14 protein-coding genes and 2 pseudogenes are annotated in these 20,926 nt (G+C 62.8%); 9 read left to right on the plus strand and 7 right to left on the minus strand.

The features are described 5' to 3' along the window. The 4 genes and pseudogenes from ACEN8U_RS09175 to ribA form a co-directional block, all read right to left on the minus strand. Positions 1-5,136: pseudogene (locus tag ACEN8U_RS09175) on the minus strand (beta strand repeat-containing protein); the annotation flags it as partial. Between the two features lie 37 nt (positions 5,137-5,173). Then, positions 5,174-6,378, minus strand: a protein-coding gene (locus ACEN8U_RS09180) for an IS3 family transposase (RefSeq protein ID WP_413657471.1) whose coding sequence is annotated in 2 segments (ribosomal slippage) — positions 5,174-6,054 and positions 6,054-6,378 — 1,206 coding nt in all. Because the reading frame shifts where the segments join, the coding sequence is not laid out codon by codon here. 226 nt (positions 6,379-6,604) lie between these two features. After that, positions 6,605-8,227 (minus strand): annotated as a pseudogene (locus ACEN8U_RS09185) (filamentous hemagglutinin N-terminal domain-containing protein); the annotation flags it as partial. A 335-nt stretch (positions 8,228-8,562) separates the two neighbouring features. After that, positions 8,563-9,213 carry a GTP cyclohydrolase II gene (gene ribA / locus ACEN8U_RS09190; RefSeq protein ID WP_013592143.1) on the minus strand — a complete coding sequence of 217 codons (651 nt, stop codon included), beginning with the start codon at positions 9,211-9,213 and terminating at the stop codon, positions 8,563-8,565. 305 nt (positions 9,214-9,518) lie between these two features. Between ribA and ACEN8U_RS09195 the strand changes: the two genes are divergently transcribed. Next, positions 9,519-9,962 carry a CBS domain-containing protein gene (locus tag ACEN8U_RS09195; RefSeq protein ID WP_013592141.1) on the plus strand — a complete coding sequence of 148 codons (444 nt, stop codon included), beginning with the start codon at positions 9,519-9,521 and terminating at the stop codon, positions 9,960-9,962. A gap of 376 nt (positions 9,963-10,338) precedes the next feature. Here ACEN8U_RS09195 and ACEN8U_RS09200 read toward each other — a convergent pair whose 3' ends face one another. Then, the gene (locus tag ACEN8U_RS09200; RefSeq protein WP_310111155.1) at positions 10,339-10,683 is read right to left on the minus strand and encodes a DUF4148 domain-containing protein; all 345 of its coding nucleotides are present in this window, start codon (positions 10,681-10,683) and stop codon (positions 10,339-10,341) included. A 274-nt stretch (positions 10,684-10,957) separates the two neighbouring features. Further along, positions 10,958-11,605 (minus strand): DNA-3-methyladenine glycosylase, encoded by a 648-nt coding sequence (locus ACEN8U_RS09205; RefSeq protein WP_310111153.1) that lies wholly within the window; start codon positions 11,603-11,605, stop codon positions 10,958-10,960. A gap of 438 nt (positions 11,606-12,043) precedes the next feature. Between ACEN8U_RS09205 and ACEN8U_RS09210 the strand changes: the two genes are divergently transcribed. Continuing rightward, positions 12,044-12,406 carry a BON domain-containing protein gene (locus tag ACEN8U_RS09210; RefSeq protein WP_310111151.1) on the plus strand — a complete coding sequence of 121 codons (363 nt, stop codon included), beginning with the start codon at positions 12,044-12,046 and terminating at the stop codon, positions 12,404-12,406. A gap of 237 nt (positions 12,407-12,643) precedes the next feature. Continuing rightward, positions 12,644-13,726 (plus strand): ionic transporter y4hA, encoded by a 1,083-nt coding sequence (locus ACEN8U_RS09215; protein WP_310111148.1) that lies wholly within the window; start codon positions 12,644-12,646, stop codon positions 13,724-13,726. Between the two features lie 31 nt (positions 13,727-13,757). Here ACEN8U_RS09215 and ACEN8U_RS09220 read toward each other — a convergent pair whose 3' ends face one another. Further along, the gene (locus tag ACEN8U_RS09220; RefSeq protein ID WP_310111145.1) at positions 13,758-14,651 is read right to left on the minus strand and encodes a LysR substrate-binding domain-containing protein; all 894 of its coding nucleotides are present in this window, start codon (positions 14,649-14,651) and stop codon (positions 13,758-13,760) included. A gap of 533 nt (positions 14,652-15,184) precedes the next feature. Between ACEN8U_RS09220 and ACEN8U_RS09225 the strand changes: the two genes are divergently transcribed. The 6 genes from ACEN8U_RS09225 to ACEN8U_RS09250 are packed head-to-tail and all read left to right on the plus strand — an operon-like array spanning position 15,185 to position 20,926. Next, positions 15,185-16,279 (plus strand): ABC transporter substrate-binding protein, encoded by a 1,095-nt coding sequence (locus ACEN8U_RS09225; RefSeq protein ID WP_310111143.1) that lies wholly within the window; start codon positions 15,185-15,187, stop codon positions 16,277-16,279. After that, positions 16,276-17,247: an ABC transporter permease gene (locus ACEN8U_RS09230; protein ID WP_310111140.1), complete on the plus strand. Its 972-nt coding sequence runs from the start codon at positions 16,276-16,278 to the stop codon at positions 17,245-17,247. Before ACEN8U_RS09225 ends, ACEN8U_RS09230 begins: the two co-directional genes overlap by 4 nt. Continuing rightward, a complete protein-coding gene (locus ACEN8U_RS09235; RefSeq protein ID WP_013592133.1) occupies positions 17,244-18,143 on the plus strand; it encodes an ABC transporter permease in 900 nt (299 codons plus the stop codon). The genes ACEN8U_RS09230 and ACEN8U_RS09235 overlap by 4 nt, the downstream gene beginning before the upstream one ends. 37 nt (positions 18,144-18,180) lie before the next feature. Beyond that, the gene (locus tag ACEN8U_RS09240; protein WP_310111138.1) at positions 18,181-19,254 is read left to right on the plus strand and encodes an ABC transporter ATP-binding protein; all 1,074 of its coding nucleotides are present in this window, start codon (positions 18,181-18,183) and stop codon (positions 19,252-19,254) included. Positions 19,255-19,313: 59 nt separating this feature from the next. Further along, a complete protein-coding gene (locus ACEN8U_RS09245; protein WP_310111136.1) occupies positions 19,314-20,138 on the plus strand; it encodes a transporter substrate-binding domain-containing protein in 825 nt (274 codons plus the stop codon). Positions 20,139-20,179: 41 nt separating this feature from the next. Continuing rightward, positions 20,180-20,926: an amino acid ABC transporter permease gene (locus ACEN8U_RS09250; protein ID WP_310111133.1), complete on the plus strand. Its 747-nt coding sequence runs from the start codon at positions 20,180-20,182 to the stop codon at positions 20,924-20,926.

The raw sequence follows: 20,926 nt of genomic DNA on the forward strand, positions 1-20,926 counted from the left end.
TTACCTCAAGTTATTGAAATAGGACTTCCCATTCGTCGGCTTAAACGCCGTTCCACCGTCAGCCGCGTTGGGGTTCCGGATGACAACCATACCGGAAGCGTCGTCCCAATATGCAGAACGTCCGTTGCTCAGCTGCTTCGTCGCCGAAGGGTTGTTCAGTATATTTTCAATCTGGTTAGCGAACTGCTGTTGCGTCGTGATCGAGCCACCAAACTCATTCTGGTCGATTACGTGCTTGTCGAATGCATGACCGTTCGCGATCTCCTCTGCAGCCAGTTGGTTGTTCAACCGAACACTGTTAGCCGCATTCGCGGCGCTATCCGCTCCGCTTACGTTGCTTGGGGCGCTGTTCACACCTCCTTTCGTCGCGTCATTATTCGCACTATTGGTTGAATCGCCGCTGGTCCCACTATCGCTTCCATTACCGGTAGAAAAGATGGCACCAATGTTCGGCAAGGAACCCGACGTCGGTACCGGCACCATTACAAACGTACAACCAGCGTAGGGTACGCAGACCGGAATAGGCATCCCGGCCAAGGCAAAGCCGCTGACGTGTTGTCCCTGCGAGCCGCCGCTTAGGTCATCATCGTTGTTGCCTGGGCTATCCGGTAGCTGCGGAAGGTTGCTCCCGGAATCGTCCTTCGAACTGCCCGTTGCACTAGCGACATAGCCGATTGCAGCGATCTTCGCCGGCGCGGGCAACATTGCGCTGCAGAACGAACTCTGCAGACAAGCCTTGAGGATGTCAGCCGTATGTTTTTCGGAATTATTAGTCGCTTCGTTTTCGGCCCACGTCGCTCCCGCTTGCGCATCGCCGCCTGCGAGACCAGCGGCAACACCGCCCGTCAGTATGGACAGTGCGGTCACGACCGCCGCCTGGCCATCGGTGAGTGGCGCCCCTGTCGGACTCATAGCGATGATCGCAAGCGGCGACAACATTGCACTAGTCGCCGCTCCAATGGCGCCACCCGTACATCCGGTGCCACTTAGCGAACTGGCAGCACACCCCAGCACCGCATGTTCCAGTATGTTCTCGATTGAAAGAGGGCTCGTGCCATCGCCGATAGCATAGGCGCCCGACGCTGCCATCTCCTGAATCAGCGAGTTCTGGAATGCGCCAAGCAGGCTGCCCCCCTCTATCGCTGCACTCACGCCAGCGGAAATCCCGGCCTCCCCCAGCATCGCAAGAGCACGCGTTCCGAGCGTCGTCGCCGTTGAGGCGCTCGCCTGGCTCACACCGGTTCCGGCCAATGGATTAACCCCCGCGAGGCTGGCAAGCGAGTTCGTCGCGCCCCCGATCGTAAGCGGTCCGGTCGTAAAGCCAATTCCATTGTCCGAACTGTACGTAATGCCATTCGTCAAACCCGCCGTAACGCCTGCCACGGCGGCAGCCTCAAATGCACTGCCCCAATTGAGGCTACCGGTCATCGTCAGTTGCGAAGCGACGCTCGACGTGAACCCCGCAAGCGCAGCTGACACCGCGATATTGCCGAGTCCGGCAGTGGCAGTCGCAGTTCCCGCCGCAAACGTGCTACCGGCCGTCGTGCCAAGGGTCGCCCCGATGGCCGCACTCGCTGCGCCGGCCGTCATGATCGACACGACGACAGCGAAGGCCATTCCGACGATCTCCGCCGCCCCAAACCCGCCCATCGCGGTGAAGCTCGTATCGAGGTGGTCGGTAACCGTCGTCTGCGTGAAATTGGTCCCGAGTTGTTGCTGCAAACTGGCTAGCAACTGCTCCGTACCCGTCTCATTGACCGTTGTGTCGCTACCCAGCAGTTGCAACGCTCCACCAATCTGGTTGAGCGTCTGCACGTTCAGATTCATGTCAGCCGCGCTCATGAACCCGCCCGGTTGAACCTCCGTGCCACTCGTCTTGAGGTAGCCGGTAGCCGCGATGTACTGCCAGACATCTCCTACGTTTACCTGATTCGCCTGGTTGGTCAGCGTGCCGGTATTGACAGTCAGCGTATTCGAAGCGGCAATGTTTCCTGTGTTAAGAATGCTTCCCTGCCCGCCCTCGTTGAAATCAAGTGAAACGTTTTGGCCGGTGATGTTGCCGCCGGCAGACATCGCACTCCAGTTCGGCGGCAGGTAGACCTGCGGCATGAGCGCGCTAATAGTCGGGCAAGCGACTACGCCGGTCGAGAGGCAACTTGGATCGGGCACAGACTGCTGGACATACCACAACATTGGTTCGGAAAGCGCATTGATCTGCGCTTGCGACAACGCATTGCCGAGTTGAAGATCGTTCTGCTTCGCGTAGTCGATGGCGTTCTGATAGAGGATCGCCTTTTCCTGGTCAGTAACCGACAGGTTACGTATGCTGTCGTAAGAGAGCCCGTTGACAAAGCTGGCCTGCCCCGTCTGCTGCAGCGCCGCCTGCTGGAGCATGAGGTCTTCTGCCTGCGGGTCGTAGTAGAACAACGTCGAGGATGGCTGCAGGCTCGACGGCAGGTTTTTTAGCAGCGCTTGCGGACCCACTACCCCGAGCGCCGAGCCATCCAGCGTACCGGTAACGTATGACGCCTTGCCTGCTACGGGCGTGGGTAGCGCTCCACCGACGGACCGCGGCGTCGACAGATGCAGCCCAGGCAAATTTACTAGGCTCAACGATATGACTTGCGACGGGGCATTGACCCGCGGCGTATAGGTATTTGCCGTAGTGATGCCGTTAATGAGCTTCTGCCCTGTCAAAGAGACATACGTACCGATCACATTGCCAACGTTCCGAATTTCTCCAGTCGAGGTGATCGACAGATTCGGCGCCTGGATCGTCGCGGCGATGTTGCCCACTGGGGTCGGCGGATCGATCGTGCCGCCAGCGCTCGTGTAGGCATTCCCGTAAAGCGCCGTACATTGGGCCACTGAACCGCAGGCCCACACGTCGTGACGCTTATCGGGGCTGAAATCACCTGTCTCCTGAACCCAGTGCGAATGCCAGTAGGCGTTCAGCGTCTGAGCCTCGTTTACGACCGGGCCAGCGACGTTGATCGTAGCGGTGGTGCCTGCAGCAATCAGACTGCCGATATTCGTCAAGCTACCCGCATTGATCTGCAAGTTGTTGCCAGCACTGATCACAGACGAGTTGCCCGATTGCTGGTCGACATAACCTTCGCAGTAGCTTTCCTTATATCCACCGGCTGTCATGCAGCCGTTGTACTGCTCCGTTGCACCGTAGTTCTGGTGAAGGGTTACGGGCGGCGGTAGAGTATTGGTAATAGCGCCCGAAACATTGAGCGCAATATCGTTGCCCGCGACAATGTTGCCCGACGTGTTATTCAGGGTTTGCGCCGGCGTTGTCGAAGTCGCTGTGGTTCCCACGCCACCTATGACGATGTTATGGCCCGCGAGCAGGCTACCGTAGGTGTTGCTAATCTGCCCTGCGGCGATAACGAGGTCATTGCCCGCAAAAACTGTTGCGCTTTGCTGAGCATAGGAGAATGTCGTCGAGTCCGGATTGCCTCCGCGCATCGCATTGCCAGGCTGCGTCGTCGAGACTGAGTTGTATTGCCCCTGATTCGTGAAGGACTGCGCGGCGCTGGCGTTGAAGTTATTGCCTGCATAAAGCAAGCCGCCGTTAACCAGATTCCCACCCGACAAAGTCATGTTCCGGCCGGCAACAATCTGACCTTGTGACCCGAACGAGGTGTTCGTACTGATTGAACTCGGAGGCACGCTCGCCGTAGAATCGAACGTCACTGTCGACTCCGGCACCACCGTGCCGGATATGGCAACATGAACCGTACCGTAAATGCCGACGAGCCCGATCGCATACATTTGCGCCATAAAGGCATCCAGCTGGGCCTTATTGACGGTATCGACAATGGTTGCTGTCGCGTTGCCGATAGGCGCATTATTAAGCGATTGCAAGTTAAGATTAACGTCCAGCCCCGCGGAGATTGTGCTGCCCGCGTTCGACAACGTGCCTGCAACGATGTTGACGGTTCCACCCGCCGCGATCACGCCGGGAGATACCGCCCCCGGCGCAGTGACGGTCCGGTCGATACCCGGCAAGGACACATACTGATGTTCTCCACTGAGTGTGTTCCCGACCTCAACGTATTGGCAGGCGCTTGCATCTCCATAGCACGTGCTGCCGCCGCTCCGCACGTCGACATACCCATTCGTGAGATCTGGCTTGAGGGTAGCGATTGTCGCCGTTGCCGTGGACGAGCCCAGATAGCAGTCGCCCTGGCTGAGCGTGCAGCCCCAGCCAGTCACCGTGCCCACGACAATGCCGTTCAAAAGATTAGGGTCAGCTGAAGCGCTGACCTGCTCTGTGTAGGTTTGAGTCGGACCCTGAAGTGCATCGTTGATCACAGCACCGGCCGTGATGCTGATGTTGCCGCCTGCTGTGATCTTGCCAACCGTGTTGTACACGGTGCCACCGGTGTTCAGCGCGATGCTGCCATTGGCCTGCGTCAACCCGTACTGATTGTCGTAGTTGCCGCCTCCGTTGAACGCCAGGTTACCTGCGCTCTCGACTGTTCCCCGGTTGGTTACGTTGCCGTTGAGCGTCAGCGAGTCTGCCGCATGCATCACCGCCCCAGCAACGTTATTGAGCGTCCCGTTGAACGTCACGTCGCCGCCCGTCACCTGCCCAAAATTCGTGAACGTACCGTTAGTCGACAGCGTCAGCGGCGCGGTCCCCGTCATCGTCCCGTAGTTATTGATGCCGTAGACGCCCGTCAGCGTCACGCCCTGCCCACCATAGTTCCAGGTACCGGTGTTACTGATCGACGCGGCGGTAATAGAAAGCTGCCCGCCCTGGCTGATTGTCCCCTGCGACGGATCAAACGCCATGTTCATCGCGCTAATGCCCATGTTGCGCTGTGCGAGCAACTGGCCGCCCGGGTTATAAAAGGAGCCGTTGCCGCCGTTGATCGTCAGTGAGACGTCGCCGGTCGTCGGTCCACCGGGCGCATTGGGATTGCCCGCAAAAATAATTCCGTTCTGATTGTTCAGCGATCCGGTGTTGATGTTCAGGCTGTTCACCGCCATCAACGATCCGCCGCTGTTGTTCAGCCCGCCCGCCACCGTGACATTGGTTGTCGAGCCGTTCACCAGACCCGCGTTGGTGAAGTTCGTGGCGTTGATCGTCGTGGTAGTCGTTGAAGCCAGTGACGCACTCGCTGGACTTGCCCCCGCATGACCGGACATGCGGTCGCGCTTAGGTTGGTGAATTTGGTCGCTGGCGAAACTCGCGCGGTGAGCAGTATTTCAGGGCGCTGTGCGGATGCGACTCGTTGTAGTGGTCAAACGCGATGGCCAGGTTCTGCAACGCGGTTCTCGCGTCCGGCTTGGGCATCCACGAGACGTAGTCTCTCTTCATCGTTTTGACGAAGCTCTCGGCCATGCCGTTGCTCTGCGGACTTCTGACCGGCGTCGTGATGGGTTTCAGGCCCACTTTTTTCGAGAACGTCAGCGTGTCCTCGGCAATGTAGCAGGAACCGTTGTCGCTGAGCCATTCGATTTCGTTGTCGGCTTTCAGCGCACCATCGAAACGGTTTTCTACAGCCTGAAGCATCACATCACGCACCATGTCTCCGGTATAGCCTCCAGTGGTCGCAGCCCAGCTCATGGCTTCCCGGTCGCAGCAGTCGAGTGCAAAGATGACGCGCAGCGGCGAGCCGTCATCACAACGGAATTCGAAGCCGTCCGAGCACCAGCGCGCATTGCTCCGGTCCACCGCGACCCTGCCGTCGTGTCGGCGCGTTGACTGGGCATGGCGCGGGCGGCGTTCGAGCAGCAGACCGTGGGTATGCATGACCCGATAAACCCGTTTTGCATTAACGCGAGGCTGCCCCTGTGCGTCCCGGTTTCGCCGTAGCAGGGCCCAGGTGCGCCGGTAGCCGTAAGTTGGCAAATCAGCGACCAACTCCTGGAGCTCCGCGACGAGCGGCATGTCGTCACGGGCGGGCGTCTTGCGCCTGTCGACCCATTCAGCGTCGCGCTTTGATTTCACCGCGAGATTCGAGCGCGACACACCCAGGACTTCGCAGACCGTCTTCATCGGTCGTCCCCCGGCAGCAATGGTGAGCGCGCAATCAATTTTTTTGCCCGGCCGTACTCCACTGCTTCGCGGAGGATTTCCACTTCCATCGTCTTCTTGCCCAGCAGTCGCTGGAGTTCACGAATCTGCTTCATCGCTTCGGCCAGGTCGGACGCCGGCACCACCTGCTCGCCGGCACTGACTGCTGACAGGCTTCCGTCCTGATAGAGCTTGCGCCAGGCGAACACCTGGTTTGCATTCACCTGATGACGACGGGCAACTCCGGAAACGCTTGCTCCGGGCTCGAAGGTCTCGCGCACTATCGCGAGCTTCTCCTCGACAGAGCGCCGGCGGCGCTGTTCGGGCTGGGTCAGAACTTCAATCGGTTCCACGTTAGAGCTGGGCTTAAACATAGGCGTAAGACTACCTCAAAGTTTAAGCGTTACCTCGTGTCCGGTTTTCGCGGGGGCCGGCCCACTCGCCGCGTTCGTCACGTTCGGCGCCGACACATAGAGTGCGCCGCCCGAAAGCACCTGACTCGCGTTATAGAAACCGTTGCCCGCGGTCAACCGTCGTACCGCTCGCGATCTTTCCGGTCGATACGACCGACACGTCGTTGCGCGCCGTCGCCGTCACGGCATCCGCCGCCGCAACGGAACCCTTCGAGCCGCCCAGGTTCGTCACGTTCGCGCCTGAAATGGCAAGCTTGCCGTCGTCGGCCGTGATGTAGGAAAGCTTCAGGGGATCGGCAATTGCGCCGTAATCGACGTCGAAGCCGCTTTCGCGATGCTCGACGAACAACAGCCGCCAGCTACGGTCCGAGTAGCCGACCGGCGCGCCACCGTTCGTACCGCTGGAATGATCGACGATATTGTTGACGTCGCCGCCGGCGGTGATCGTCAGGGCCTTATTGGAGAGGATGCGGGCGTTCTGGTTGGTCACGGAGCCGCCCGCCGTGACCGACACGTCCCCGGCCGCGCCGAACAGCACCGCGAGCTTGCTGTCCGCGGTCGAGTGGTTCCAGATGTTGCCCGTCGCGTTCAACGTCACGGCGCCGAGCGATGCGCTGTCGAGCGTGTTGGTCTGCTGGCCCTGGATGAGCGAGCCGAAGTTCGTGATGTCGCCGGTGCTCGTGAGCACGACGCCGCTGTTGGTCGACGCCACGACGGACTGCGCCGCGGCGTCCTGCGTCAGGGCGATCCCCGCACCACTGATATTGATACCCGTCGCGGCAAGCAGACTGCTGCCCGTCAGCGACACGGCGCCGCTCGCGGCAAGTGTGGCCGAACCGTTGTTCGTCTTGAGCTTCGTGTCGGTCAGCGCAATGCCGTCCTGAACCTGCAGATCGAGATTGTTCTGCGCGGTAAGCGTGGTATTCGAAAACTGCACCGAACCGTTAGAGGACAGCGTGAAGTCGCCCAGCGTCGCATTCATCGGTCCGGCGCTGCGTACGCCCGGGCCTTTGTCGGTAACGATCAGCTGGACGCGGCCGCTCGTCAGGCTGCCGGCTGCCGTGATGTCGATGGCGAAGGAGTTCGCGGTGGCGGGCGTCGTCGGGGCGCTCAGCGTGAGCCAGTCGTTGCCGTTGTCGGTCGGCGAGACGGCTGTATTCAGCGTGACATGGCTGTTGCCCGCGACCGCCCGTATCGCGGCCGTTTGCGACGTGAAGGTGTTGGCAAGCGGCCCGTTGATCTGCAGATTCTTCGCGATCAGGTCGAGGCCGATCAATGCACCCGACAAGCCCTGCGGACCGACGACGATAGTGCCCGTGCTCGTATCCAGCACGATGTCGCGTTCGGGAAGTCCGGCCACCGGCACCGTGTCCTTGAAACTGACATGTCCGGTGGTCAGCGCCACGCGGCCCGTATTGATGAATGAACCGCCATTCACCGTAATGCCGTTGGGATTGGCCAATATCACATTGGCGCGAGATCCGAGTACGTCGATACGCCCACTGATAATGCTGGGATTGGTGCTGGTGACCTGATTGACAATCGTTCGGGCATTAATACCGACGTTGTTCAGCGAAGCGCCGGCTGCATCGACACTGAAACTCGTGTAGGTATTGCTGGAAACGCCCGCAAATGCCGGAGCGATATTAACGGTTTGGTGGCCATTTGTGGCAGTCGAAACCGTCGTCGCAGTTCCGCCGTCGACGACAATACCTGCCGCACTCGCCATCAGCGGTGCAGCAGCAAACAGTAGGAAAAGGAAATGCGTAGCGCGAACCATCGCGCGCCGGCTCCCATATATCGGGAGCCGTAAATAATACCGGCCTTCCATGCAACCCCGTCGGACAGACTCTCTCGTTTGGTTCTTGTTGATTCTTGTGCGGAGTGGGTTCTATTGACCCATGCGCCCGCATTACGAATGTCGGCCCAACGTGAGAAAACTTTAGTAAGTTTTTGAATATTTTTTACTTACTTTTTCATTACAACATCGACGCGGCAGTGGAAGGTCGTCAACTCCTTACGGATTATCTGATTCGCATAATTCCGGATTTTCCGGGGCTTTTGCGGACTGTTTTGGCTCGTTCTGGAAGTCAGCGGAGAAATGCCATATCCGTGCTATTCATTCTCATCAAAGTAATGCCCAAACTTAACCTGCTTGGTGCGGATATACCGCTCGTTTTCCTCGCGCATCGGAATGGCGAGCGCCACCCGCTCGCACACCGGAATGCCGTGCTTCGAGAGCGTGTCGAACTTGTCGGGATTGTTGCTCATCAATCGGACCGACGTGACTTTCAGCGTGCGCAAAATGCCCGCGGCCGAGTCGTACTCGCGCGAGTCGTCCGGTAGACCGAGGTCGAGGTTGGCCTCCACCGTATCGCGCCCCTGCTCCTGCAGCGCATACGCGCGGATCTTGTTCGACAGACCGATGCCGCGGCCTTCGTGCCCGCGCAGATAGAGCAGCACGCCACAGCCTTCCGCGGCGATGTAGCGCAGCGCGAGGTCGAGCTGTTCGCCGCAGTCGCAGCGGTAAGAGCCGAGCACGTCGCCCGTCAGGCATTCGGAGTGCAAACGTGTCAACACCGAGGACTTGTCGGCGACGTCGCCCATTACCAGGGCAAGGTGTTCGGCGCCGCTTTCGACCACGCGAAACACGTAAGAGGTGAACGTGCCGTAGCGCGTGGGAAGCGTGGCGGTGGCGTCGAGAACGACGCATTCGCCTGTGATTGCGCCGTCTGCCGCAGGCGACGGATCGTGAGACGTGAGCATGGCGTTAGACAGTGGTGCTGGACATGAACCCGATGAAACCGGGGATTAGGTACGGACAGGAGTTTACCGCTAATCGGCGTACCGCACCCGGATGCCCATGCATGGCGCACGGATCATGCACCACGAAAGCGCGAAAGAGGTCGACGCAAACGTCGCAATACATGCGCTGCGCTACATGAATTGCGGGCTTTGCGCGCTCCAGGTATTCCCGGACACACTCGCTGGCGCGTCGCGCCTATACTGGAATCGCCTGTCCCTGACAGCCCGCCGCGCCGGCGCGCTGCACTGCGAAACGGAGCCGCTCCATGACAACCGTTGCACAGCTTCTTAAAACGAAACCGAACCACACCACCGTTTTCACCATCGGAGCCGACGACTCCGTGTACGAAGCAATCAAGCTGATGGCCGACAAGGGCATCGGCGCCCTCGTGGTAACGGATGGCGACACCATCGCGGGAATCGTCACGGAGCGCGACTATGCGCGCAAGGTCGTGCTGATGGACCGCTCGTCGAAGGCCACACCGGTGCGCGAGATCATGAGCAAAGCGGTGCGCTTCGTGCGCCCCGACCAGACCACCGACGACTGCATGGCGCTCATGACGGAGCGGCGCATGCGCCACTTGCCGGTGATCGAGAACGACAGGCTCGTCGGCATGGTGTCGATTGGCGACCTGGTGAAGAACATCATCGCCGAACAGCAATTCACCATTCAGCAACTCGAGTTCTACATTCACGGCGAGCGTCCCTGACCGGTCCCGCTCGCTCGTCCGCGCGCGCGTCCCGGTGCGTCTCTTGACGCGTGTCGTGGCGGCATCGGCCGCAAAAAAAGCCCAATCGCTGAGCGGTTGGGCCAAGCTACCTTGCGGCAGCGGAGGTTCCTCGAATTCTGGACGGCCCCTTGTTGCAGTGGGCTCTCGGAATGCCGGGCCTGCCGGGATCTGCTCTCTGACACTTGCTCGCGCAAGGGCGAACGTGCGACCGCGCACGAGATGCGGCGACGCTGAAGTCCGCCGCACTCTCTCCATGTAGCCGCGCGCCGCTCATGCACGGCGCGCTGGCTCACGATTCGGCTCGCCCGCCCTTATTTGCCGCATATTTGCCGCCTATCTGCGGCTTATCTGCTGCTTAGTTGCCGAAGTACACCGACTTCGGACCGGTCATCGGCTCACGCACGGCGCCCGATTGCGACGAACCGCTCGTCGCGCCGCCGTAGCCACTCGTATCGGCAACCGGCTGCTGCGTTTGCGCGACGGCCGGGTTCTCCGCCTGCACGCGACGTTCGGCGGCCTGAATGTCGGCCGGATAGTACGGGTCGTTGCTCACGGCGGGGTTATAGCCGGCTCGTTCCAACTGGATCAGCTCGTTGCGCACTTCGGCGCGCGTGACAGGCTGCTGGCTCGATTGCGCGAAAGACGCGACCGGAGCGGCGAGAACGGCTGCAATAGCGACTGCCTTGATAAGCGATTTCATGATTATTACCTCCAGACTTGGTTTTATTTGCCGCGCTTGCCACACCATGTGGAAGCGAGTGATTCCAGTCTAGTCACCGGCCCACCAAGGGAAAACCCCTATTTGTGAGATACATAATTGCCCCAACTGAAAAAGTGCGACGAAATTGCCGGCGCGCCGATGCAAGGGGCATGGCAAACGTAATAGTTGGGCAGAAAGACAGCCGGGCGCTGGGCGAACTCATGAAATGGCCGCTCATATTTGCCGATCCTGTCGCCGCCGGACGGCGCGGCGGTCAGATCGGCGCGCCCTCGCCCAAGTCGGCGTGAGGCGCGATAAGCAGCTTGCGCGGTCCGCTCACGAACGCGCTGCCGGGCTCGAAAAAGCGCAACGGTCGATGCATCTCGCGTGACAAGCCGATGCGCGTGGTAACGCCGATCGGCCCCTCGCCCTTCTCTATCACGCCGACCCACAGATCGCGGCCCGCGCACAGATCCCAGCCGTCGAACGAAGGACCGATGCCGAGCGCCGTAGTCAGGCGACCGGGCCCGCGCGCCAGGTCGCGCAGCGGCACGCCGGGGCGCCGCGCCTCCATGAGCGGCAGGCCTTCGAGCGGCTCCACCGCGCGAATCAGCACACCGGCGCCCACATCCGCTTCTTCCGCCGACATATTGAGCATGTACGAAACTCCGTAGGTCAGCCTCACGTATGCATGGCCCGGCGCAAGAAACAGCGAGCCGTTGTAATGGCGGCGTCCAATGAACGCGTGGCTCGTCGAATCGCCGATCGGATAGGCCTCCGTCTCGACGATCCGGCCGCTCATGCGCCCCTCCGGTGCATCGTGAACGAGGTATTTGCCGATCATGAAACGCGCGAGCTCCGTCGCGCCGACGGGCAAATCGTCACGCGACAGCGGGATGATGGGAAGCAGCGGTTTGCGCATGCGTTGAGCCTTTGTCGATGTGTCGGTTTGTGCTTCGGTTGTGCTTCGGTTTGACCCCAGTCCGTGTCCGCTGTGCCCGGAGTGATGCCTCGGTGCATGCATTATCAGCAAACGCCACGCCCTTCCGCGATTTCGGGGGCGCCGGGCGCTGCGCCAGGACATCGAGCGCGATGGGCGACCGTTGTACCGACGCCTCATTTCCTGGCACCGGCGACCTCATTCTGGAACCAACAGGAGTATCGTGTCCTTCCGGCCCGCAGGAAGCCCTGGCCGGGCGCGTGGGCTTCGGCCCGCGCCAGCAGCCTCGCTGAGCCTGTCAGTCTGAAGCATTCGCAAGATCCGCAGCACAGTCCTTCGCATTCCTTTCCGCTGTACCCGCAGTGCAAGCAGACGGTCCCCGCCAGGGGACAAGCCTATTCACGACAAGGAGAAACAAGCATGAAAGCATCCACGGCAATGAAGATGGTCGGCGGCGCGCTGATCGTCCTGGCTTCGCTCAACGCATCCGCGCAAAGCAGCGACGCGGCGGCCGCACCGGCAGCGGCGGCATCGTCCGCGGCGACCGGCAAGCAGGCCAAGGCGGCCAACCGTGCGCTGGGCCGCAAGGTCCGCAGCGCGCTCGCCAAGACCAAGGGCGTCTCCGTCGCCAACATCAGCGTGCGCGCACGCGGCGGCGCGGTAACGCTGGCAGGCACGGTGCCCGATCAGTCGCAAATCGACCTGGCGACGCAAGCGGCACAAGGCGTAGCAGGCGTGACGTCGGTCAAGAATGCGTTGACGGTTCGTCCGGTCGGGCAATAACGGGCAGTGACGAGCGCGCCGGCCCGACGGGAAGCGGAGGCACAGCGTTCGGTCGGCGGGCGCCGGCATCCGCGAGACGTAAAGAGCGTTGGATAAGACGGTTGTCGTTTTTTGAGCGGTGAGCGTGAGCCGTCAGTCACGAGCCGCGAGCCTCAGCGCAAACGGCAACCGCAAGGCCGCAAGCCCCAACCCGCCCCTCTTCACCCCATCAAGAACAAGCAAAAACCAAGGAAGCCGATGACCACGCGCGCGACCGTCTTGCCCCGCTGGACTCTGGCCGTGCCGTTTATCGCGTGGATCGTGCTCGGCGCAGCCTACGCGTTGCCGGGCAACGGCCTGCTGCTCGCACTGGTGGGCGTCGCGCTGTGCTCGGCGGTGTTCGCGGCCGTGCATCACGCCGAAGTCGTCGCGCACCGCGTCGGCGAACCGTTCGGCACGCTGGTGCTCGCGATCGCGGTCACCGTCATCGAAGTGGCGTTGATCGTTTCGGTCATGCTGACTTCCGGTCCTGAGAAAGCCGGCCTCGCGCGCGACACGGTGTTCGCCGCCGTCATAATCGTCTGCAATGGGATCGTGGGACTGTGCCTGCTGGTGGGCGGCATCCGCCATCGCGAGCAGGATTTTCAGATCCGCGGCGCAGCGGCGGCGCTCGCCGTGCTGGCGTCCCTCTCGGTGCTGACGCTCGTCATGCCGAACTACACGACGACGAGCGCCGGCCCCATGCTCGCGCCGTCGCAACTCGCGTTCGCGGGCGTGTCGTCGCTGGTGCTGTACGGCGTGTTCGTGTTCGTGCAGACGGTCAGACATCGCGACTACTTTCTCGCCGGCGTGCCCGACGAAGACGTGCATGCCGCGCCGCCTCGCGCCGGGCTCGCGCTCGCGAGCGGCGGCCTCCTGCTGATGTGTCTCGTCGCCGTGGTGCTGCTCGCCAAGCTGTTGTCGCCGGTCGTCGAGACAGCGGTTGAAAACGCGGGCGCGCCGCCCGCGGTGGTCGGCATCGTGATCGCCGCGCTGGTGCTGCTGCCGGAAGGCCTCGCCGCGGTCCGCGCAGCGCGCGCGGACCGCTTGCAGAACAGCCTGAACCTCGCGCTCGGCTCGGCGCTCGCCAGCATCGGCCTGACCATTCCGACCGTCGCGGCCGTGTTTCTGTCGACGGGCCAGCCACTCGTGCTCGGCATCGACGGCAAGGAAACGGTCCTCCTGTTGCTCACGCTGCTGGTCGGCACGCTGACGCTCAGCACCGGACGCACGACCATCCTCCAGGGCGCCGTGCACCTGTCGTTGTTCGCCGCCTACCTGTTCCTGTCGTTCGCGCCCTGACGGATTGCACGCGTCGCGCGCTTTTGCGCGCCTACTCTTCCCAATGCGCGGCGATCCAGTCGCGAAACAGGTTGAGTTTCTGCTGATGGGCAACCGAGTCCGGATAGACGAAGTAGTAGCGCCAGCCGGTCTTCAGCACCGTATCGAAAGGCCGCACGAGACGCCGCGCGGCCACGTCTTCATCGATCAAGGCGAGATCGCTGATGGCCACGCCGAAGCCCTGCAACGCCGCGTTGGTCGCCATGTCGAGCGTGTCGAAGCTCGGGCCGTGTTCGGCGTCGATCGCGCGCGCATGGGCCGGGTCTGATTCGGCCACCTTGGCGAGCCACATTTTCCAGTCGCGATGATCGCGCGTCGGATGCAGCAGCGTATGACGCGCGAGATCGCCGAGCCCGGCGAGCGGCTTGTCCTTCAACAGATCAGGCGCGCACACGGGCGTGAGACGCTCCTCGAAAAGCGGCACCGACTGCACGTCCGCGCCCGGCGACGAGCCGTAAATGATGGCCGCGTCGAACGGTTCGAGCTGGAAATCGACGTCGTGCTGCCATGTCGTAGTGATCTGCACATGCAGATCGGGATACTCGGTCTGAAAGCGCATGATCTTCGGCAGCATCCAGCGCATCACGCAGGTCGGCACCTTCAACGCGAGGTCCGTGCGCTGCCGCGTGAGCCGCAGCGAAATGTCCTCGATGCGCGCGAAGCTTTCCTTCACCGCGGGCAGCAGCATCTCGCCCTCGGCAGTCAGCGTGAGCCCTTTCGCGTGCCGCTTGAAGAGCGGGAACTTGTAGTAATCCTCGAGCGCGATGATCTGCCGGCTCACCGCGCCTTGCGTGAGGCACAGATGGTCGGCGGCGCGCGTGAAGCTGCGATGGCGCGCGACTGTTTCGAAAATCTGCAAAGCGTTGAGCGGCGGAAGACGTCGCATTGAAGTGTCCGGATAAGAAAAATTCATGGGAGCAGCTGACCGGCGCTTTGCGCCTGCAGCGCCTGTCTGCCCACAGGATACGCGATCCACACAGGGCGGAGCCAGTCGCGGCGAACCCTCGCCGCATGTGCGCCGCTCATGCAATCCACGCCGCGATTGGCCGGCGGCCCGCGCCGCGCACCATCAGGGGGCGCATTCTTCGCAAGGTGCACCGGAACCGAGCTTTACTCATGCCTCCGCGCCAATCCGCCGCCGCGCGGAATATGGACGTTAACCCGAATGCGCCAGCACAGCGGCCTTCTGCGCGCGTGCACGCGCGGCCGGACAGCATCGCCGGGCGGACCGCGCATGAGCTTACGTCATGCCGCCCATGCGCATATTTCGTTTGTTGAGGGATTTTGGCAAACCTAGAGTGCATCACACGCGACGCATGACCCGCATCGTCCGCATTCCCTCAGCGTCTCACTGGAATGCGCCGGGGCCGTCGCGCGCGCTCATCCACCGGCAACAGGCGTTCAACACGGGAGTCCGCCATGCAAGCAATCAAACGGGGCAGAAGGCAAGCCATCAAGACGATCGGCGCCGCGCTCGCCGCTTCCACGTTGCCCATGCCGTTCGTCAATCTGCGCGCGCAGCAGCAGAATTTCAGCGGCAAGACCTTGCGTCTTCTGACATGGTCCGACGACACCGGCGCCGCGGCCCTGCGCAACATCGCCGCCACCTTCACCGCGAAGACCGGCGCCAAGGTGATCGCGGATCGCGCCGACGGCACGTCCGGCATGGTCGCAAAAGTCAAGGCCGCGGGCGATCGTCCTACCTACGATGTCATCACGCTCGCGGGCGTCGGCGCAGCCGGCCTCGGCGACGCCGGCCTGCTGCTGAAACCGGACCTCGACAAGCTGCCGAATCTGAAGGAAGTCGCGCCGCAGTACCGCACCGGCGCGAACGGCTTCGGCATCGGCTATCTGCTGTGGTCGGACGGGCTCGTCTACAACACGTCGACGGTCAAGAGCGCGCCCGCCTCCTACGAAGCGCTGTGGGATCCGAAATATTCCGGCCGCGTGTTCCTGCCGCCGCCCGAATGGGCCGAAGCCGTCGATCTCGCGATCATCGCCGCAAAGATGAACGGCGGCTCGCAGCAGAACATCGAGCCGGGCTTCAAAAAGCTGATGCAGCTGAAAGAGCACGTCATGACGCTCGGCGAAAATCCGAACCAGGTGGCCGACCTCTTCCGTACCGGCTCGCTCGACATCGGCGGCATCTATTCGCCGGCATTCTTCCCCGAGCAGATCCGCAAGCCCGAGTACAAGATGGCCGTGACCTACGGCATGAAAGAAGGCTTCGCCACCCAGCTGATGTTCACGGTGATTCCGAAGTCGCATCCCGGCGACCTCGATCTGATTCACGCGTTCATCAACCATTCGCTCGATGCCGGCGTGCAGGGCCGCATGGCCGCCGACGTGCTCAACGGTCCAGTCAACTCGAAAGCAATGATCCCGGCCGAAAGCCGTGCATTTGTGCCGAGCCCGCAGCAAATTGCGGAAAAAGCCGTGCTGCATGACGACAAGGCGCTCGCCGCGGTGCAGCCGGCGTGGATCAAGCGCTACACCGAAATCTTCTCGGCATGACGATGATGCTCGCGCGCTTCTCGCGGCGGGCCTCGGCGGGCCCGGCCGCGGACCGGGCCACGGACCCCGCGCTGCACCCGCGCTCCGAGGCCGCCGCCGACATCCCCGCCGCGAGCCTTGCGCAGACGCTGCGTCCCTGGCTGCTGCTCGCGCCGATCCTGCTGTTTCTCGCGGTGCTCGGCGCGGCGGCGCTCGTCGTGCTGCGCATGAGCTTCGGCACGCAAGGCAGCGAATGGCACGGCTTCACGCTGCGCAACTATGCCGACCTGCTCGACGGCTACTTCATGAAGTCGCTCTGGCTCACGCTGAAGCTCGCCTTCCAGAGCATGCTCTGCGCGCTGGTGCTGGCCATTCCGGTCGCGCTCGCCATGGCGCGCACGCGCTCGCGTCTCGCGCGGCGGCTCCTGCTCGCGGGCGTGCTGCTGCCGCTCCTCGTCAATCTGCTGCTGCAAGGCTATGGCTGGCTGATCATCCTGGGACCGGCCGGCCTGCTCAATCACGCGCTCTTCGCGAGCGGCCTGCTGCATCGTCCGTTGATGTGGCTGTATCGCGAAAACGGCGTGCTGCTCGGGCTGATCCAGACCGCATTTCCGCTCGCGGTGCTGCCGCTCGCAAGCGCGATGCGCGCCGTCTCCACGTCGTATGAAGAAGCCGCCGCGACGCTCGGTGCGACGCGCTGGCAGACGTTGCGTCATATCCTGCTGCCGCTCGCGCTGCCGGGTCTCGTGTCCGGCGCGCTGCTCGTGTTCGCCTACAACGCGAGTGCGTTCGCCGTCCCGCTGCTGCTCGGCGGACGCCGCGTGCCGATGCTCGCCGTGCTGGTCCACGATCAGGTCGCGCCTTTGCTGAACTGGCCGGCGGCGTCGGCCTCCGGCGTCGTGCTGATGATCGCGACGCTCACCGTGATGGCGCTTTCGCAACGACTCGTGCGCCGCACCCAGCGTCTTGCCGAGGAGCCCCACGCATGAGCACGCCGCTTCACACCGCGCGCCTCGAGCCCGCGCCGCGCTCCCCCGGCTCGCCGCGTCCCGCGCGTCTGCCGCATGTCATGCCCGGGCAGCTCGGCAAGCTCACTGCGCTCGTCGCCGGGATCGTGCTGTTGCTCGCCGCCCTGCCGATTCTCACGATGATCGTGATGTCGTTCAGCGCGGCCGACACACTGGAATTTCCACCGCACGCGTACAGCCTGCACTGGTATCGCGCGGCATGGCAAAGCTTCGTTTCGCCGGATGCGACGCAGTCGCTTTCGATGGGCGCCGCACTCTCCACGAGCCTCGTCGTCGCGCTTTCGACCATGCTGATCGCGACGCTCGTCTCCGTGCCCGCGGCCTACGCGCTCAGCCGCTACCGTTTTCGCGGCAAGCCCGCGGTCGAGCAGCTGGTCGCCTTGCCGCTCGTCTATCCGCTCGTGATGCTCGGCCTGTCGCTGCTGCTGGTGTTCAACGTGCTGCCCGTCGATCTGGGCGTGTTCCGCCTCGTCATCGCGCATGTGATCCTGGCCTTGCCCTTCACGGTAAAGAACTGCGCGGCGTCGGTCGCGTCAATCGGCCCGGAGTTCGAGGAGGCGGCCTGCGTGATGGGCGCGAGTCCCGGCCGCGCGCTCGTCGACGTGATTCTGCCGCTCATGCGGCCGGGCATTCTCGCCGGCATGCTGTTCGCGTTCATCGTGTCGTTCAACGAATTCACGGTGACGTTCTTCCTCTACAGCATCGACACGATGACGTTGCCGGTCTGGCTCTACAGCCGCACGGTGTCGTCGCTCGACCCGACCGTGTTCTGCTTCGCGGTGTTTATCGTCGCGATCGATTTCGCGCTGATCTGGCTGCTCGAAAAGCTGATCGGCGACGAAGGTGTCGCCCTTTGACCGCAGCGCCAACCGAAGCTTTCCGCAGGAGCCTCTCATGACCCATTTGACCTTGCACGCCGTGACGCGGCGCTTCGGCGCGGCGCATGCCGTCGACAGCGTCGATCTGAGCGCGCCCGACGGCAAGCTCGTGTGCTTTCTCGGCCCGTCCGGCTGCGGCAAGACCACCTTGCTGCGGATGATCGCCGGCCTCGAGACGCCCACGTCCGGGCGTATCGAGTTCGCGGGCCGCGACATCACGCGCGTGCCGGCCAATCGGCGCGACTTCGGCATGGTGTTCCAGTCGCTCGCGCTGTTTCCGCATATGACAGTCGCGCAAAACGTCGCCTATCCGTTGAAGTTGCGCAAGACGCCGCAGCGGGAACAGGCGCGCCGCATCGCCGAACTGCTGGAGATGATCCAGTTGCCGCATATGGCGAGCCGCCCGGTCACGCAGCTCTCCGGCGGCCAGCGGCAACGCGTGGCGATTGCGCGCGCGATTGCGTCGCAACCCAGATTGCTGCTGCTCGACGAACCGCTCTCGGCGCTCGACGCCAAGCTGCGCGAGGCGATGCAGGTGGAAATCCGCCTGCTGCAACAGCGGCTCGGCATCACCACGATCATGGTCACGCACGACCAGCGCGAGGCGATGACAATGGCCGATGAAATCGTCGTGATGGAAAAAGGCCGCATCGCGCAAGTCGGCAAGCCGCTCGACATCTATCGCGATCCGGTGAGCGAGTTCGTCGCCGACTTCATCGGGCTCGGCAATATCCTGCCGGTCACTTACGACGGCGCGGGCGCCGTGAGCCTGCCGGGCGGCGCGCGCATTGCAGTCTCGCAGGCGGCGCGCGTGCCGCCATCGCCGGGCGACATCCGTCTGCTGATCCGCCCGGAGGACGTCTGCGTCAAAGCGGCCCCCGACGCGGCCGGTCCCAACCGCGTGGCCGGCATGGTGACATTCATCCGCGACGTGGGCGCCTCGCTGGAAGCGACGATCGACTGCGAGGGCTTTACCCTGACGGCCGCGACCACGCCGCGCGAAACGCCGGGCCTCACGCTCGGCATGCCGGTTTTCGCGGAATTGCCGCCGCACGCGTGCAAGCTGATCGCGGCGCGCACACTGCAATGACGCCCACTCATTCCAACGCCAACACCACACGTTTCAACACTTTCGACAGAGGACCCACCATGAACCAGAAGAAGCCCGTTCAATCGACCGCGCGCCGCGCGTTCGCCACGCTCGCCGCGGCGCTCGCCTTCACCGCCGCCGGCGCGCTTAGCGCGTTCTCGCCCGCCGCCCATGCCGACGCGCTGGATAACATCGCCAAAACCGGCACGGTGCGCATCGGCGTGTTCATGGACTATCCGCCGTTCGGTTCCATCGGTCCGGACATGAAGCCGATGGGCTATGACATCGACGTCGCCAACCTGATCGGCAAGGCGCTCAACGCGAAGGTCGAACTCGTGCAGGTGACGGGCGACAATCGCATGGCCTACCTCGCCGATCACAAGGCGGACATGCTCCTGTCGGTCGGCCAGACGCCGGAACGGGAGAAGGTGATCGACTTCTCGCAGCCCTACGCGCCCTACTACCTCGCCGTATTCGGCCCGAAAGCGCTCACCGTGAAAAACGCCGCCGACCTCGCCGGCAAGTCGATTTCGGTCGCGCGCGGCACGCTGGAAGACCTGAGCGTGAGCAAAATCGCGCCGCCCACCGCCAACATCAAACGTTTCGACGATCCGAACGGCGCAATTTCGGCATTTATTTCTGGTCAGGTACAGTTGATGGTAGTCGGCAACGACGTCGGCGCCACGATTCTCGCGCGTCATCCCGCAAACGATCCCGAGCAGAAGTTTTCGCTCTTCAGCTCGCCGGATCACGTCGGTTTGAACAAGAACGAGCCGCGTCTGAAGCAAAAAATCGACGAAACCATCGCCCGCGCACGCAGCGACGGCACCATGAACGCGATCTCGCAGAAATGGCTGCGCGCGCCGCTGCCGGCCGATCTCTGAATTTTCAGTACGGAGTTTGAACTCACGATGAGCGCCACGTCATGACCTATGCGTTCGATTTCAGCGGCTTCGGCCTCTATGCGGGCATGCTCGCGCGCGGCGTCGCCGTCACACTGGCGCTCACTGCCGTCTCGACCCTGCTCGGCGGTCTCGTCGGTATTGCCGGCGCGAGCGTCGCGGTGGCCGGACCCAAGTGGGCACGCTGGGTTGTGGCGAGCTATGTGGAACTGATCCGCAATACGCCGTTCATCGTGCAGCTCTTTTTCGTGTTCTTCGGCCTGCCGAGCCTCGGCATTCATATCGACGAAATACAGGCCGCGATTCTGGCGATGACGGTCAATCTCGGCGCCTACGCGATCGAAATCGTGCGCGCCGGCATCGACTCGATTTCGCGCGGCCAGGTTCAGGCCGCGCAGGCGCTCGGCCTGCACGGGCGGCAGGTATTTCGCTACATCGTGCTGCCGCAGGCGCTTGCCAACGTGTTTCCCGCGCTTCTGAGCCAGGTGCTGATCGTGATGCTCGGCTCGGCGGTCGTATCGCAAATCTCGGTGCCGGATCTCACGTATGCGGCCAACTTCATCCAGTCGCGCAACTTCCGCTCGTTCGAGAGTTACGTGATCATCACCGCGACGTATCTGCTGCTCTCCATCGCGCTGCGGCAAATCCTCAACCGCTTCGGACGCGGCCTGTTCGCGGGCCGCGCCGCGCGCGGCACCGACAGCGCGCCGCGCGGCTGGCGCGCCCGCCTCATGTGGCGCGGCGCCGGCGCCCTGCCGACGGAGCGTTGA

Source organism: Paraburkholderia phenoliruptrix, from assembly GCF_047325075.1.
Taxonomy (GTDB): domain Bacteria; phylum Pseudomonadota; class Gammaproteobacteria; order Burkholderiales; family Burkholderiaceae; genus Paraburkholderia; species Paraburkholderia phenoliruptrix.

Bases quoted from the DNA above. Each gene is read 5' to 3' on its own strand.
- ribA (WP_013592143.1), bottom strand. From the start codon at position 9,213: ATGCTCACGTCTCACGATCCGTCGCCTGCGGCAGACGGCGCAATCACA.
- ACEN8U_RS09195 (WP_013592141.1), top strand. From the start codon at position 9,519: ATGACAACCGTTGCACAGCTTCTTAAAACGAAACCGAACCACACCACC.
- ACEN8U_RS09200 (WP_310111155.1), bottom strand. From the start codon at position 10,683: ATGAAATCGCTTATCAAGGCAGTCGCTATTGCAGCCGTTCTCGCCGCT.
- ACEN8U_RS09205 (WP_310111153.1), bottom strand. From the start codon at position 11,605: ATGCGCAAACCGCTGCTTCCCATCATCCCGCTGTCGCGTGACGATTTG.
- ACEN8U_RS09210 (WP_310111151.1), top strand. From the start codon at position 12,044: ATGAAAGCATCCACGGCAATGAAGATGGTCGGCGGCGCGCTGATCGTC.
- ACEN8U_RS09215 (WP_310111148.1), top strand. From the start codon at position 12,644: ATGACCACGCGCGCGACCGTCTTGCCCCGCTGGACTCTGGCCGTGCCG.
- ACEN8U_RS09220 (WP_310111145.1), bottom strand. From the start codon at position 14,651: ATGCGACGTCTTCCGCCGCTCAACGCTTTGCAGATTTTCGAAACAGTC.
- ACEN8U_RS09225 (WP_310111143.1), top strand. From the start codon at position 15,185: ATGCAAGCAATCAAACGGGGCAGAAGGCAAGCCATCAAGACGATCGGC.
- ACEN8U_RS09230 (WP_310111140.1), top strand. From the start codon at position 16,276: ATGACGATGATGCTCGCGCGCTTCTCGCGGCGGGCCTCGGCGGGCCCG.
- ACEN8U_RS09235 (WP_013592133.1), top strand. From the start codon at position 17,244: ATGAGCACGCCGCTTCACACCGCGCGCCTCGAGCCCGCGCCGCGCTCC.
- ACEN8U_RS09240 (WP_310111138.1), top strand. From the start codon at position 18,181: ATGACCCATTTGACCTTGCACGCCGTGACGCGGCGCTTCGGCGCGGCG.
- ACEN8U_RS09245 (WP_310111136.1), top strand. From the start codon at position 19,314: ATGAACCAGAAGAAGCCCGTTCAATCGACCGCGCGCCGCGCGTTCGCC.
- ACEN8U_RS09250 (WP_310111133.1), top strand. From the start codon at position 20,180: ATGACCTATGCGTTCGATTTCAGCGGCTTCGGCCTCTATGCGGGCATG.